The 17,528-nt window shown below is 69.5% G+C and carries 2 protein-coding genes (1 of these 2 running past the window's edge); both read right to left on the bottom strand.

Going from position 1 to position 17,528, the window contains the following annotated elements; genetic code table 11:
- The gene (locus ACVT6V_RS25260; RefSeq protein ID WP_489896820.1) at positions 1–255 is read right to left on the bottom strand and encodes an MbtH family protein; all 255 of its coding nucleotides are present in this window, start codon (positions 253–255) and stop codon (positions 1–3) included.
- On the bottom strand, positions 252–17,528 hold the 3' portion of the coding sequence (locus tag ACVT6V_RS25265) for a non-ribosomal peptide synthase/polyketide synthase (RefSeq protein WP_489896821.1). 7,668 nt of this gene lie beyond the right edge of the window; 17,277 of the gene's 24,945 nt are visible here — the last part of the coding sequence; its start codon lies beyond the right edge, outside the window; it ends in the stop codon at positions 252–254. Before ACVT6V_RS25265 ends, ACVT6V_RS25260 begins: the two co-directional genes overlap by 4 nt.

Raw genomic sequence — 17,528 nt, forward strand, 5'->3', positions numbered from 1 at the left:
TCACTCCGCCGATGCCCCGCCGGACGTCTGACTCGACGCCACAGCATCGCCCTCCATGGCATCGACGAGGCTCTTCGGGCGCAGGTCGGTCCAGTTCTTCTCGACGTACTCCAGGCACGCGGCGCGGCCGTCTTCGCCGAACACCCTGGTCCAACCGGCGGGGATGTCGGCGAAGGTGGGCCACAGCGAATGCTGGTTCTCGTCGTTCACCAGGACGTAGAACCGTCCGTTCTCGTCATCGAAGGGGTTGGTCATACTCGATCCTTTCCGTAGGAGACGTTGCTGTCGTCACCGTGGCGGCCCGGGCCGCGACGGTTGAGCCAGTCGTCGAGCGCCGGCCCGATGACCTCGAGCGCCGCCGCATTGGCGAGACCGAGGTGGTCCGCATCGACGTCGACGTTGGCGATCGGTCCCGAGACGTAGGGCTCCCACCCGCGGGCCACCGCACCCGGGTCCGCCTTGTCCCGGGTCGCGGTGAACACCAGCAGTGGCCCGTCGAAGGAGTCCGGCCGGAAGTCGGCCACCAGTGCTTCGCCGGTGGCGAAGCTGTCCATCACCCATTGCACCTGATCGGCCTCCAGCAGGCCCATCGAGGCGATCTGCTGCCGGATCACCTCGGCGACCTCCTCGGCGCTGTCGGCGTGGACGCTCTCGTCCAGATCGAACAGGTCACGCCAACCGCCCAGGAAGTCACCGACGAAGTCACCGCCGAGCGCGACACCGACCGGCGCCGGTTCGTCGGGTGCGGCCGCGACCGGTACGGGCGAGGAATCCATGACGCCGAGGAACGCGATCTCCTCGCCTTCCGCGGCCAGGCGGGTCGCGATGGCGTAGGCGACATAGCCACCGAGCGACCAGCCGAGCAGGTGATATGGCCCGTGGGGCGACACCCGCCGGATCTCTTCGAGGTAGCGATCGGCCATCGCCTCGATCGACCGGGCGCTCGGTTCGCCGGAGACGACATGCGGGTCCTGCAGTCCGTACACCGGGCGATCGGTCAGGTAGGGCACGAATCCGCCGTAGAACCAGGCGAGGCCGCCCGCCGGGTGGACACAGAACAGCGGTGGCCGCGACCCCTGTCCGTTCAAGGTGATCAGCACCTCGCCCGCCGCCGTGACCTCGCCGCGCAGCCGCGCCGCCAGCCCTCGCGGTGTCGGATCGTTGAACAGCCAGGCCAGTTCCGGGTCGTGACCTCCCTCGCGCAGCCGGGCCAGAACCTGCGTCGCCGACAGCGAGTTGCCACCCAGATCGAAGAAGCTCTGTGTGACACCCACCCGGGCCACGCCCAACACCTCCGCGAACGCGGCGGCGACGGCTTCCTCCGCCTCGTTGTCCGGGGCGACGTACTCGTCGGCCGCGGCGTCGATCACCGGCGCCGGCAGTGCCCGCTTGTCGAGCTTGCCGACCGGCGTCAACGGCAGGGCGTCGAGAACCGCGATACTCGCCGGCACCATGTGCGACGGCAGTCGCCGACCCACATGGTCGCGCAGCGCCGCGATGTCGGTCGCCGGGTCCGCCACGACATAGCCCGCCAGTGCCGTGGCAACCGAGCCGCCCACGCCGAGCACGACCGCCGACTCGACGGCCGGATGCGATGCCAGCACGGCCTCGATCTCGCCCAACTCGATCCGCAGTCCGCGCAGTTTCACCTGATCGTCGGTACGCCCCGCATACTCGAGAACCAGATCTCCGGCGGAGCCGAATCGCCATCGGACGACGTCACCGGTGCGGTACATGCGATCCCCCGCAGCCCCGAACGGATTGGCGACGAACCGCTCTGCCGACAGTCCCGGCCGGTCGAGATATCCGCGCGACAAGGCTCCGCCGACGGCATAGAGCTCCCCCGGGACGCCGACCGGAACCGGCGACATGCGCTGATCCAGGACGAGCAGGCCGACGCCCGCGAGCGGACCGCCCAGCCGGACGGGCCGTCCGGCATGCATCGGCTCGCTGAGCGTGATGCCGATGGTGGTCTCGGTCGGACCGTACAGATTCTGGATCCGCGTGTGCGGCGACCACGTGTCGACCACGCCGGGTGGGACCGCCTCACCACCGGCCATGAGCGCCTGCAGATCCGGCAGCTGCCGCGGATCGAGCGTCGACAACACGGTCGGTGTCAGGAACGTGTGCGTGACCCGATGCTCACGCATGAAGTCCTGTAGCACCGCGCCGCCCACCGCATCGGTCGGTCGGTACGCCAGCGTGCCGCCGTTGATCGTCGCGAGGAGGTACTCGAGGACCGATGCATCGAAACTCGGCGATGCGAATCCCAGCACCACGGGGTCCTCGCCGACGTCCAGGCGACGCGTCTCCTGCGCGGCGAAGTTCGCCAGGCCGGAGTGGGTCACCGCGACGCCCTTCGGCCGACCGGTCGAGCCCGATGTATAGATCACGTACGCGACATTCTCCGGGCGGACCCTGCCCAGGATCTCCGTGGGGCTGATCTCTTCGTCGCCGAACATGTCGAGTTCCGCGCCGATCTCGTCGCTGTCGAGTCGCACCCATGCGAAGCTTTGATCCGGCAGCTCTCCGGTGGCGGCGGTCAGACCCAGGATCGCCCCGGAGTCCTCCACCATCGTGGCCACGCGTTCGGCCGGGTAGTCGGGGTCGATCGGCACGTAGCCGGCGCCGGTCTTGGCGACCGCCCAGATCGCGGTGAGCAGTTGCGCCGACCGCCCGATCGCCAGCGCCACCAGCGACTCCACTCCGATGTCCCGCGAGATCAACCAGCGCGCAAGACTGTTCGACCGTGCGTCCAGTTCGGCATAGGTCAGTTCGACACCGTTGCCGTCGACCACCGCGATCCGGTCGGGGTGCGCCCGTGCGGCGTCGCCGAACATCGTGGCCAGCAGCCGCGCGGGCGTGCCGTCACCCCCGGACACCGGCGTGAGCGACCCCACGGACCGGGGCGCGAGCAGCCCTATGTCCGCGGTCAGTGTGTCCGGTCGCGTTGCGACCGTGCGCAGGATCTCGGTGAGCGCGTCGATGAAGACCCGGACCTGCTCGGCCTCGAACGCATCCGGCAGATACTTCAGTGTCAACGAGATCCGTTCTCCGGCAACCGGAGACGTCGACATGTTCAGCGGATAGTGAGTGGCGTCGGTGCCCTCGAAGTCCAGGATCTCCAGACCGCCGGTGAGCGATGCGTCCGTGGTGGACAGGGAATCGGAGTCCACCGGATACGACTCGTGCACGGTCAGGGTGTCGAACAGCGCACCGGTCAGGTCCGGCCGCAGCGCGGTCAACTGCGGCAACGTCAGATGCTGATGATCGAGCACCGACACCTTCGCGGCCTGCAGCCGGGCCAGAACCGCCGAGATCGGGGCGTGTGGATCGACGTCCACCACCGCCGGCAGCGTGTTGATGAACAACCCGACCATGGACTCCACCCCCGCGAGTTCGGCCGGCCTGCCCGACACCGTCTCCGCGAAGGACACCACCCGGTTGCCGGTCAACCGCGACAGCAGCACCGCCCAGGCGAACTGCAGCACGGTCGCCACCGTCGCCCCCTCGGCGCGGGCGACGGCGTCGATCCCGGCGGTCAGTTCGGCGTCGAGGATCACCGAGAGGTCCTGCGGCAACGACTCCCCTGTCGCGACAGCGCCCGGCGCCACCAGCGTCGGCGCCTCGACCGGCGCCAGCACCTCACGCCACGCGATCAGTCCCGCCGAGTCGTCGGCGGCGGCGATGTGTCGGAGGTAGTCCTCGAAATCACCGTCCCCACCACCGATCTGAGAAGTGTAGGTGTCGCCGGTGGCGTACAGCGCCAACAGATCCGCCAGCACGAGCGGACCCGACCAGCCGTCGATCAGGATGTGGTGATTGGTCACCACGAGATGGGCGGTGTCACCATGGCGGACCACGGCGAACCGCATGAGCGGCGGCCGTTCGAGATCGAACGGTTCGCGCCGCTGCGCATCCGCCACCATCCGGATCCTGGCCTCGATCAGGCCGCCGGTGTCCTCGACGGTGTCGTCGATGCCGGTGTCCTCGATGTCGGTGTCGATCAGTTCCCACGGCACCTCGACCGTGCCAGGGACCACCGCCACCACCGCACCGCTGACGGTGCGGACGAACCCGGACCGCAGGGCGCGATGGTGGGCGAACAGGGCTTGTGCGGCGGTGTGCAGACGCGCGAGGTCCACCTCCCCACCCAGCTCCAGGATCGACTGCACCACATAGACGTCGACGGACGGTGTGTGGCTGCCCGAGGCCAGTTCGGCCTCGAAGTGCAACCCCTTCTGCAGCGGCGACAACGGCCAGATGTCCGCACCGGGGAACCGCTGCGCGAGCGTGTCGAGGTCGTCCTGGGTGACGGCGGTCCCCGGCACATCCGACGGGGACAGGCCCGGGCTCCCGACGAGCGAGAGATGGTCGACGATCGCGACCAGCTCGCGGCGCCAGCGCGCCGCGATGTCGGCGGCATCCTCCTCCGACAGCACGGATCGGGCGAACAGGAATTCCGCCGAAAGTTCCCGGCCATGCTCGTCGGCGCGGGCACCCACGTTCACGGTCAGGGAATTCATCGCGGTCATCGCACCCGACACCGTCGCCGGCAGCACGGGTGCGCGCGTGTCGGCCATGAACGGGACGGCGACCTCGTCGGCGGCGCCGGCGCGTGCTCCGGCACCGAGGAAGTTGAAGCCGATGGACGGCAAGGCCGTGTCGGCCAGCTGAGCGTGGTCGCCGAACCGCAACAGCCCGAACCCGACTCCACGATCGGGCTGTGAGAGCCGTTCCTCCTTGGCGGCCTTCACCGCGTGCACCACATCGTCGGCGGGATCCAGGCTGACCGGCGCGATGGTGGTGAACCATCCCGCGGTGCGGGACAGATCAGCGGTGCGCGGATCGTCGCCGCGCGCCAGCACCTCCTCGTAGCGGCCGTGGCCTTCCATGAGCACCGACACCGGATTGTCGTCGGCGATCCCGGCCTCGCGCTGCCACGACCGCACCGCCCTCGCGAGGCCGGCCACCAACGCGTCGTTGACATGCCCGGCGTACGCCTGAGGCACCGCGGTGAGTAATGCCTCCGTGGTAGCCGCGTCCACATCCACGGTGACCGAGCCGACCGTCGAGAACTTGTCGCGGTCCCGGTCGAACCCCACACCGAAGGAGGTGGGCTCGCGATCCACACGGGCCGACCAGTACCCCACCTCGCCGGCCCGATCGGACGCCCGATCGGCCAGTGCGGCATGCCAGGCCCGGGCGGAGGTCACCTCCGGGCGGACACGGGCCTGCTGACCCGTCTGCAACTGGCCCCACACGGTGATCATGTCCTCGATCACGATGGGCCACGACACCGCGTCGACACCCAGATGGTGGATCGCCAGCACCACCCGGGCACCGTCGACCCCCGAGACGAGCATCGCCGACACGATCACCCCTGTCGACGGGTCCAAGCTGCCCAGCGCCTCCTCGTGCGCGACGCGCAGGGCGTCCGAGAAGTCCGCCGAGCCGACCCCCGCGTCGACGGTCACCTCATCGGCCACACAGCCCGGACCACGGCCGATCGAGTACGTCCACTCCCCGGAGGCCCCGGTGAGTCTCGCCGACAGCATCGGATGCGCCTCGACGACGACGTCGAGCACCGTGGTCAGCATGTCGAGGTCGAGCCCGTTGGGCGCCACCAGCACCATCGCCTGCGAGAAGTCGGCGAAATCGGCTGCCGAGTCCGACAACTCGGTCATCCACGCGGCCACCGGGGGCATCGTGATCCGGTCATCCTCGTCGCCGGCCGGCTCGGCCAGCAGCGGCAGCCGGTCCCCGCCTGCAGCCACCGCCTGCGCCATCGCCCGGACGGTCTTGTGTTCGAAGATGTCGCGTGGGGACACCGCGAATCCCGCCGCCCGGGCCGCCGACGACAGCTGGATCGCGAGGATCGAGTCTCCACCCAGCGCGAAGAACGACTCCGCCACGCTCACCCGGTCGACCCCGAGCACGCCGGCCATGACCCGGGCCAGAGTCTCCTCCGCCGACGATTCGGGCGCCACATGGTCCTCGCCACCGCTGTCGAGTTCCGGCACCGGCAGCGCACGCCGATCGAGTTTGCCGTTCGCGGTCAGCGGCAACTCGCCGACGGGCACGATGAAGCCGGGCACCATATAACCCGGCACCGCCCGAGTGACCGTGTCCCGCACGACCTGCGGATCGATCGCCGCTCCCGGTGCGGCGACCACATACCCGACCAACTGCTCACCGCGGCCCGCCAGTTCGATGACGTTCGCGGCGGCCGCCGTCACCCCGTCCACCCCGAGCAGCGCCGCCTCGATCTCCCCGTACTCGATGCGGAAGCCCCGCAACTGGACCTGTGCGTCACCGCGCCCGAGGTATTCGATGTCACCGCCGACCCGACGGGCCAGGTCGCCGGTCCGATACATCCGGCCACCCCGCGCATCGAACGGGTTCGCGACGAACCGCGTCGAACTCAGGCCCGGGCGACCGAGATAGCCCTGCGCCAATTGGCCGCCGGTGACGTACATCTCGCCGACGACGCCCGGCGGGACCGGATGCAGCCGGTCGTCGAGGATATGGATCGCCAGCGAGTGCAACGGCCGGCCGATCAGCGACGCATCACCGGCCGCGACGAGCTCACGGTCGAGCGGGCGGAAGCTGACGTGCACCGTCGTCTCGGTGATGCCGTACATGTTCACCAACTGCGCGGTGTCGGCCGGATGGTCGCCGTACCATCGCCGCACCTGCTCGAATCCGAGCGCCTCGCCACCGAACACGATGTACCGCAACGGTAGATCCACCGGGTTGCGGCGTCGGGCATCGATCAACTGGTAGAACGCCGATGGTGTCTGACTCAGCACCGTGACGCGCTCGGCGGCGAGCAGATCCACGAATGCATCGGGATCTCGTGCGAGACCACGGTCGACGATGACCAGTCGGGCCCCCGACAGGAACGGGCCCCACAGCTCCCACACCGAGAAGTCGAAGGCATAGGAGTGGAACATGGTCCACACGTCCGTCGGCCGGAACTCGAAATCACCTGCTGCGGTGTCCATCAGGGTCACCACGTCGCGGTGGGTGATCTCGACTCCCTTGGGCTGACCGGTCGAGCCCGAGGTGTAGATCACATACGCCCGTGCGGACGGCGACACCGCCGCCGACGGCACATCGCCGTGAGCACCTGCGCGGGCCAGGTCATCCACGTCGGCGGCCGTCACCGACTCGGGCAGCGCGCCGAACAGCTCGTGGCCGGCCGTCGCGGCATCGGTGATGATGGTCTCGACTGCGGCGTCGGACACGATGAACGCCAATCGATCTGCCGGATTGGTGGTGTCCAGGGGCAGATACCCCGCGCCGACCTTGAGGACGGCGACGATCGACACCGCGAGGTCGACCGTGCGGGCGGTGGCGATACCGACGAGATCACCGGGGGCGACCCCGCGGGACACCAGCGCCGAGGCCACCGCATCGGACCGGCGGTCGATGTCGGCGTAGGACAGCGACGTCCCGTCGGCCGTCACCGCGGTCCGCTCCCCATGTCGATCGACGGTCGCCCGGAACAGATCGACCAGGCTCGCATCGCCGTGCTCCGTGTCGAGCACCGGCGCCGGAAGTGCCGACAGCACATCGGCTTCCGAGTTCGACAGCATGGGGATGTCGCCGACCACCACGCCCGGATCGGCGACGCAGACGCCGAGAATCCGCACGAAGCGTTCCGCCATCGCGCGGATCGTCGCGGCGTCGAACAGATCGGTGGCGTACACGATCTGCGCGGGCCAGGCCGCGTCGTCGGTTCCACCCGCGATGCCGAACGTGAGGTCGACCTTCGCCGGTGTCTGGGGCGCCTCGACCGGCGAGATCTCCAGACCCGCCACCGTCGTCGTCTCGACTGCCGAGAACTCGGGCAGCGTGTTCTGATGGAAGGTCAGCAGCACCTGGGTCAGGGGTGCGAACGCCTCGGACCGCACCGGGTCGAGATGCTCGACGAGGGTCTCGAACGGCACGTCCGCATGCGCGAACGCATCCAGATCGGTCACCCGGACCTGATCGAGGAGCCCCGCGAACGACTGTGCCGGGTCGATTCCGGTCCGCAGGACCAGAGTGTTGACGAACATGCCCACCAGCGCATCCAGTGCGCGCTGTCCTCGACCCGCGATGGGCGTGCCCACCGCGATGTCCGAGCCGGCCGAGAGCCGGGCGAGCATCACCGCGAGACCAGCGTGGACCACCATGAACGGCGTCACGCCACGGTCATGGGCCACGGCGGCGATCCGGGCGACCACGTCGGCCGGGATCTCGAAGGCCACGTGGTCGCCACGTTCGGACGCCACCACCGGCCGAGGCCGGTCGGTGGGCAGCTCGAGCACGTCGGGCAACTCGCGCAGCGCCGACGACCAGTATGCCAACTGTTGTCCCACAGGCGATTCGATATCGTCGGCCGATCCCAGCACATCGTGCTGCCAGATCGCGAAGTCGGCGAACTGGACGTCGAGCGGCGCAAAGGCGGGCTCGGCACCGTCGGCACGGGCGGCGTAGGCGGTGACGAGATCGGCGACCAACGGCGCCATCGATTCACCGTCGGCGGCGATGTGGTGTGCCACCAGACCGAAGACGAACTCACCCTGGCCGACACGCCAGAGGCGGGCCCGCAGCGGCCAGTCGCTGGAGACGTCGAAGCCGGTGGTCACCGCGGTCTCGAGGTCAGCGGCCGATGTCACCTCGGCCCAGTCGATGTGCTCGCCGACCCGGTCGGCGGACGCGATCACCTGGACCGGGACGCCGTCCACCGCAGGGAAGGTCGTCCGCAGCACCTCGTGGCGCACCACGACATCGACCAGCGCAGCGCGCAACGCCGGCACATCCAGGTCACCCACCAGGCGCAGCAGCACGGGGACGTTGTAGGTCGCCACCGACGGGTCGAACTGGTTGATGAACCACATTCGCAACTGCGCGAACGACACCGGGATCCGCTCGGGACGTGGCACCACGGGCACCACCGGTGCCAGTCCGGCGCCGCGGCCGGCAACCGAGGCGGCGAGGGCGCGCACAGTGGGCGCCTCGAACACGTCACGGACCGAGACGTCGACGCCGAACACGTCGGCGACGCGCGCCGCCACCCGGGTCGCCGACAACGAGTTGCCGCCGATGTCGAAGAAGCTCTCCACGACACTGACCTCATCGGCGCCCAGCACGTCGGCGAAGACCTGCGCCACGGTCTGCTCGCGGTCGCCGTCCGCGGGCACGAACTCCCGACCACCCTCGATCACCGGCTCCGGCAACGCACGCTTGTCGAGCTTCCCGACCGGGGTCAACGGCAACGCGTCGAGTACGGCGATACTCGCCGGGACCATGTGGGACGGCAGATGCGCACCGACATGGGTGCGCAGCTCGGCGGGGTCGACGGCGTCGCGCAGGACCACATAGCCCGCGAGCGCGGTGGCCACCGAACCCCCGACACCGATCACCACCGCGGACTCGACCGACGGGTGGGCGGCCAGCACCGCCTCGATCTCGCCGAGTTCGATGCGCAGGCCGCGCAGTTTCACCTGATCGTCGCTACGCCCGACGTACTCGAGTTCGAGGTGCCCGGCGCCACCGCGGCGCCAGCGCACGACATCGCCGGTGCGGTACATGCGGTCACCGTCACGCCCGAACGGGTTGGGTACGAACCGGCCGGCGGTGAGATCTGCTCGCCCCACGTAGCCACGGGCCAGGCCACCACCGACGACATACAGCTCCCCGGCGACGCCCGCGGGCACCACCCGCAGCCGGGAATCGAGGACCAACAGACCCACACCCGGGATCGGGCCGCCGAGAGTCTTGGCGCGGCCGGGCAGCATCGCCTCGCTCATCGTGATCACGATCGACGTCTCGGTGGGGCCGTACATGTCGAAGAAGCCGACCCGTGGTCCCCATCGGTCCACCATCGACGGCGGCACGGCCTCGCCACCGGCCGCGAGTACTTGCAGGTCCGGCACCGATTCCGGATCCAGAGTGGCCAGGACGGTGGGGGTCAGGAAGGCGTGGGTCGCCCGCTGCTCACGGATGAACGCCGCCAACGGTTCCCCGCCGAGGGCCTCGTCGGGCCGATAGACGAGGGTCGTACCGGCTCCGAGGGCCATCAACCATTCCAGAACCGAGGCGTCGAAGCTCGGCGACGCGAAGCCCAGCACACGTGATCGTTCGGTCACCGCGAGCCGATCGACCTCCGCCCTCGCGAAGTTCTCGAGTGCTCGCGCGGTCACCTGAACGCCCTTCGGCGTACCGGTCGACCCCGACGTGTAGATCACGTACGCGACCGCGTCCACGTGCGGTGTGCCGAGCAGTTCGTCCGCGGACATCGGTTCCGGGCTCAGACCGTCGATGTGCGCACGGAACTGCGTCGTATCGACGGCGGTCCAGTCGACCTCGGAGCCCAGTGCCGAGCCGAGACTCTCGGTGGTCAGGCCCACCCGCACCCCGGAGTCGGTGAGCATGTGGGCGATACGCTCGGCCGGGTAGCCGGTGTCGACCGGTAGGTAACCCGCTCCCGTCTTGGCCACCGCCCAGATCGCGGTGAGCAGTTCCACGGACCGGCCGATCGCCAACGCCACCAGCGACTCGACACCGATTCCCTGCGAGATCAGCCAACGGGCAAGACGATTCGAGGCCGCGTCGAGGTCCGCGTAGCTCAGCGCGGCGCCTGTCGCATCGAGGACCGCCAGGCGGTCCGGGTGGTCGCGCACGGCGTCGGCGAACAGGTCCGGAAGCGGCCGGGGCGCGATGGCCGGCCCACCGGTGACCGGTGCCAGGGCGGCCGAATCCGCCTGCGTGAGCAGCTCGATGTCGCCCACCGGCACCGACGGATCCGCCACCATCGACCCGACCACACGCAGCCACGAGTCGGCGAAGCCGGCCACGGTCGATTCGTCGAACAGAGAGCGGGCGTACACGAAGTCGATGGTCATCGGCGACGCCGACGTCCGGTCGGTCACCGCCACCGAGAGTTCGAACTTGGCAACCTGATCGGGCAACTCCAGGGCCTGTGCGGTCAGCCCCGCCGCGTGCAACGCCGTCGTACCGGGATCGCCGTCGACATGCGTGAAGGCGATCTGTGCGAGCGGCGGGAAGGCCGTCGACCGGGTCGGTGCCAGTTCCTCGATCAGCTCCTCGAACTGGACGTCGGCGTGGGCGAACGCGTCGAGATCCTCGGTGCGTACCTGTGCGATGAGTTCGGCGACCGGGCGACCTGGGTCGACGATGGTGCGCAGCACGAGTGTGTTGACGAACATACCGATCAGGTCGCCGACCGCGGCGTCGGTGCGGCCGGCGATCGGCGTACCGATGACCACGTCGGATGTGGCCGCCAACCGCGACACCAGGATCGCCAGCGCGGCATGCGATGCCATGAACGGTGTCACACCGTGCGCGCGGGCGAACTCCTCCAGGCCCCGGGCCAGATCGTCGGGCACGGTCATCGACACCACTCCCGCCGTCGTGGCCATGACCGACGGACGCGGCCGGTCCATCGGCAGGTCGGTCACCGACGGCAACCCGCGCAGACGTTCCCGCCAATAGGCGAGTTGGCCTGCCAACCTGCTCGACGGATCGTCGGCGCTGCCCAACGTCGTGCGTTGCCAGAGGGCGTAATCGGCGTACTGCACCGGTAGCGGCGACGCGACGGAGAAGGTGTTCTCGACGCGATTCAGGTACGCGCCCAGCAGGTCACGGACGAAGACGGCGGTCGAAGCGCCGTCGAAAGCGATGTGGTGGGCGGTGAGCACCACATCATGGGTGTCGGTTCCGGAGCGACGGATGCGGCCGCGGAGCGGAAGGTCGACGGTGACGTCGAAGCCGCGGCTCGCCGACTCGGCGAGTTCCGCCTCGTCGTCCACCACCCGCCAGTCCAGTTGCCCGCGAGCCTGTTCGGGGTCCAGGATGACCTGCGTCGGACCGTCGGCGTCGAGCGGGTAGACGGTCCGCAGCACCTCGTGACGATCGAGGACGTCGCCGACCGCGCCGGTGAGCGCATCGAGATCGAGGTCGCCGGTCAGTCGCAGCGCCATCGGGATGTTGTAGGCAGGTGAGGCAGCGTCGAATCGGTTGATGAACCACATCCGGGCCTGAGCCATCGACAGCGGTAGCCGTTGTGGCCGTTCACCGGCGACGAGCGGCGCCACGGTCTGCTCGCGTCCCGCGACGGCGATCACCAGATCGCGTACGGTCGGCGACTCGAACAGGTCACGCACGGACACGTCGACCGCGAGGTCGTCGGCAACCCGTGCGGCGACCCGCATCGCCGACAGCGAGTTGCCGCCGATGTCGAAGAACGAGTCGGTGACGCCGACCCGATCGGCACCGAGCACGTCGGCGAACACCGCTGCGACCGAGGCCTCGACGTCGGTGGCCGGAGCAACATACTCACCGACCTCGAACACCGGGGCCGGCAACGCCTTTCGATTGAGCTTGCCCGAGCTGTTCAGGGCCAGGTCGTCGAGCAGCATCCACACCGACGGACGCATGTACTCCGGCAGTGCGTCGGCGACCACCGCCTTGACCGCATCGTTGTCCACCGAAGCCGGTGAGACGTAGGCGACGAGCTGCCTACCGCCCGTCGGGGCGTCGGCGATCGCACACGCGGCGTGCACGACCCCGGGCGCCGAGGCGATCACCGCCTCGATCTCACCGAGTTCGATGCGCTGGCCGCGCAGCTTCACCTGGAAGTCGGTGCGGCCCAGATACTCGATCTCGCCTCGGGAGTTCCACCGCACCAGGTCGCCGGTGCGGTAGAGCCTCGACCCGGGCTCGCCGAACGGGTCGGCGACGAAGCGTTCGGCGGTCAGCCCCGGACGTGACGCGTAGCCGCGGGCCAGCTGCACACCACCCAGGTAGAGCTCACCGGGAACACCCGGCGGCACCACCCGCAGCCGGGCATCCAACACGTGGGTCGACGTGTTCCACACCGGCACACCGATCGTGACGTCGTCCGCACCGGTCACATCCACCGACGTGACGTCGACGCAGGCCTCGGTCGGCCCGTACAGATTATGGATCGCGGCGCCGGGCAGCGCCGCATGTGCACGAGTCGCCACCGAGGACGGCAGTGCCTCACCGGAGGTGAGGAGCCATCGCAGCGAGTCGATCCGCGCCAGCTTGTCGGCCGGCACCACGTCGAGGAACACCGACAGCATCGACGGCACGAAATGCACGGACGTCGCGCGTTCGGCCGCAAGGAGATCCGCGAGGTAGCCGGGCTCGGCGTGTCCGCCCGGTCGCGCGATGACCGTCGTCGCCCCGGCCATCGCCGGGCCGAAGAGCTCGGGCACCGATACGTCGAAGGTGACCGGGGTCTTGAGCATCACCCGATCATCGGCAGACCACCCGAACTCGCTCAGGCACCACCGCAGTCGGTTCGTCAGTGCGCGATGTGAGACCGTGACGCCCTTCGGCCGACCGGTCGACCCGGAGGTGAACAGGGTGTAAGCGGCGTCGTCGGAACGCAACGGGGCCAGGCGATCCGCATCGGTCACCGGCGCGACGGAAACGTCGACATCTGCGGTGGCATCCACCTCGATCGCCGACACGCCCTCCCCCGTCGCCGCGACAGCTCCATCACCGGCCGCCACGAGGATGACCGCGACGCCGGCCGTCACGGTCATGTACTCCGCACGGTCGAGCGGGGTGTCCGGATCGATCGGCACGTATTGTGCGCCGGCCGCGAGGACGGCGTGCACGGCGACGACCAGCTCGACCGAGCGGTGCAGCGACACACCCACGGTGACCCCGGGTCCCACACCCGCCGCGATCAGCTCACGGGCCAGCACGGACACCCGGGCGCCGAACTCCGCGTACGACACGACTCTGCCCTCGAAGACCAGAGCGGTGGACTCCGGCGTTCGGATCGCCTGGGCGGCAGCGATATCCGGGACCAGCTCGGCGGGCACGTCGACCACGGCACCCCGCGACCAGTTCTCGACGACCGTGCGTTCGTCCGCGGTCACGAGATCCACGTCGCCGACCGCGGTGGCCGGGCGGGCGACCAGCGCCGCCAAGGCGGCGGTGAACCGCTCGGTCATCGTCTGCACCGTCGAACGGTCGAAGAGGTCGGTGGCGTAGACGATCGAGCACGGCCAGTCGTCGGCGGCGTCCGCCGAACCGACCGTCACCGACAGGTCCAGCTGCGCCGGTACCCAGTCCGGCTCGACCGCGCGGACCTCGAGTCCGCCGACCGAGATGTCGGTCTTCTCCGCGGAGGCGGCCGGGTCGAACGACAGCATGACCTGGGCCAGTGGCGCGAACGCTTCGGATCGCGACGGATCGAGCGCCTCCACGACCGTCTCGAACGGGACGTCGGCGTGGGCGAACGCGTCGAGATCGGTGACCCGGACACGGTCGAGGAGATCGGCGAAACTCGTGGACGGCTCCACCCGGGTCCGCAGCACCAGCGTGTTGACGAACATACCGATGAGCGGGTCGAGGTCGGCCTGCCCACGCCCGGCGATCGGTGTGGCCACGGTGATGTCGTCGGTGGCCGACAACTGTGCCAGCACCACCGCCAATCCGGCGTGCACCACCATGAACGGGGTGACGCCGAACTCGTGGGCGACTGTCCGGATCCGCTCCCCGACCTCGGCGCCGATCGTGAATTCGACGCGGGCACCGCGATGGGATGCGACCGCAGGCCGCTCCCGGTCCGCGGGCAGGTCGAGCACCTCCGGAACGCCCTCGAGTTGCTCTGTCCAATGGGACAATTGGCGGCCGACGACAGAATCGGGGGCATCGGGGGAACCGAGCTCGGTGTGCTGCCAGATGGCATGGTCGGCGAACTGAACGGCCAATGGCGCGAACTCCGGTGCCCGCCCGGCGGCCCGTGCCACATAGGCCGCCACCACGTCGGTGATCAGCGGCAGCATCGACTCGCCGTCCGCCGCGATGTGATGTGCGATCAATGCGAACAGGAACTCGTCGTCGGAAACCCGCCGGAGCCGCACTCGCAGCGGCCAGTCGACGGTCACGTCGAAGCCTGCCGTCACAGCCGCGTCCAGTTCGGCCTGCGTATCCACGACCGCCCAGTCGAGCCGCTCGTCGACCAGATCGGCCGGATCGATCGCCTGCACTCCCACACCGTCGACGGCCGGGAAGCTCGTCCGCAGCACCTCGTGGCGCACCACGGTGTCGACGACGGCCGCGCGCAGGGCGTCGACATCGAGGTCGCCGGTCAGACGCAGCACGACCGGGAGGTTGTAGGTCGCGGTCCCGGGCTCGAACCGGTTGATGAACCACATCCGGGTCTGCGCGAAGGACAACGGGATCGGGGCCGGCCGCGGGGTCAGCGCCACCAGCGGCGCGCGACCCGCGCCTCGGGTCGAGACCACGGCCGCCAGGTCCCGCACGGTCGGGGCATCGAACAGGTCGCGCACCGTCACCTCGGCGCCGAACTCGTCGGCCACCCGGGCCGCGACCCGCATCGCCGACAGCGAGTTGCCGCCCACATCGAAGAAGGAGTCGGTCGCGCTCACCCGCTCGACCCCGAGCACCTCGGCCACGACCGCAGCGACCGTCACCTCGGCGGCGGTTGCCGGCGCGACGTGGTCGGTCGTCTCGAACACCGGCGCCGGCAGCGCCCGCCGATCGAGTTTGCCTGCGCTGTTGAGGGTGATGTCATCGAGCAACATCCACACCGACGGCCGCATGTACTCCGGTAGCGCGTCGGTGACCGCGTCCCGCACCACCGTCTCGTCCACCGTGGACGGTGACACGTACGCGACGAGATGCTGTCCACCGCCGGGGGTCTCGACCACGGTGCACGCCGCGTGCACCACGCCGGGCGCCGAGGCGATCACCGACTCGATCTCGCCGAGCTCGATCCGCTGGCCCCGCAACTTCACCTGGAAGTCGGTGCGGCCGAGATACTCGATCCAGCCGTCGACATCCCACCGGACGAGGTCACCGGTGCGATAGAGCCGTGCCCCCGCTGCACCGAACGGGTCGGCGACGAATCGTTCGGCCGTCAGCCCCGGACGCGACTCGTAACCGCGGGCCACCTGCACGCCACCCAGGTACAGCTCGCCGGGCACCCCCGGCGGCACCACCCGCAACCGCGCATCCAGCACGTGGGTCGACGTGTTCCACACCGGAACACCGATCGGCACGACGTCGGGAGCGTCGGTCACGTCGACGTAGGCCACCTCGACGGCGGCCTCGGTGGGGCCGAACAGATTGACGATCCGGACCCGGCCGAGGAGATCGTGGGCGCGGGCGACGACCGCCGGCGGCAGCGCCTCGCCGGAACAGAACAGCCAGCGCAGCGAGTCCAGGGCCCGGATCTTCTCGGCCGGTACGACATCCAGGAACACCGAGAGCATCGACGGCACGAAGTGCACCGACGTCGCGCGGTGGTGTGCGATGAGATCGGCGATGTACGCCGGGTCGGCGTGCCCGCCGGCCCGCGCCACCACGATCGTCGCCCCCGTCATCACGGGGGCGAACAGTTCGGGCACCGACACGTCGAACGTGAAGGGCGTCTTCAACACGATGCGATCGCCGGTCGACCACGGGTACTCGTCCAGACCCCACCAGAGGCGGTTGAGCACCGAGGTATGCGACACCGTCACACCCTTCGGACGCCCGGTCGACCCGGACGTGAAGAGCGTGTACACCGCATCGTCGGGTCGCAGTGGCGCCAGTCGGTCCGCGTCGGTGACCGCCGCCACCGACAGGTCCACCTCGCCCGAGGCGTCGACCTCGATCACCGCGACCGCGTCACGCAGATGCGTCACCGACGACGGGACGGCGCCCGCCCCGACCAGCACGACGCCGACGGCCGCGGTCTCCACCATGTACTGCACACGGTCTGCGGGCACCGTCGGGTCGATCGGGACATACTGGCCGCCGGCAGCGACCACCGCGTGGATCGCGACGACCATCTCCACCGAGCGATCCAGCGCGACACCGACCGCCACCGCCGGTCCCACGCCGGCCGCGATGAGCTCTCGGGCCAGTGCCGACACCCGGGCACCGAATTCGGCATACGTCAGGGACCGCTCCTCGAACATCAGGGCGACATCGTCGGGCGACCGGAGGATCTGTGCGGCAACCGCATCCGCCACCGAACCGGAGGGCACGGCCATGGTCGTGCCGACGGACCAGTCGCCGATGTGGGCACTCTCGTCGGCGGTCAGCATTCCTACGTCGGCCACCAGGGTGTCCGGCGCCGACGCCGCGGCGCGCAGGATCTCGACCACCGCGTCGGCGAACACCCGGATCTGCTCGTCCGCGAAGGCATCCGGCAGATACTTGAGCGTGATCGAGAGCTGATCGGCCATCGGGGAGGTGATCATGTTCAACGGATAGTGCGTCGAGTCGCTGACGACGGCCTCGGCGATGTCGAGTCCGCCGGTGAGTGCGGCATCGGTGGTCGAGAGCGACTCGGTGTCCACCGGATACGACTCGTGCACCGTCAGCGTGTCGAACAGTCCGGGGACACCGGTGAGTGCGGTCAGCTCGGGCAGACCCAGGTGCTGGTGGTCGAGCACCGACACCTTGGCTTCCTGCAGGCGGGCCAGGACCTCGCTGACCTGCGCCGCCGGATCGACGTC

It is taken from the genome of Gordonia sp. LMA167 (assembly GCF_058130025.1).

What these genes read in the sequence shown, in the direction of transcription:
- ACVT6V_RS25260 (WP_489896820.1), bottom strand. Translation starts at nt 255, where the DNA reads ATGACCAACCCCTTCGATGACGAGAACGGACGGTTCTACGTCCTGGTG.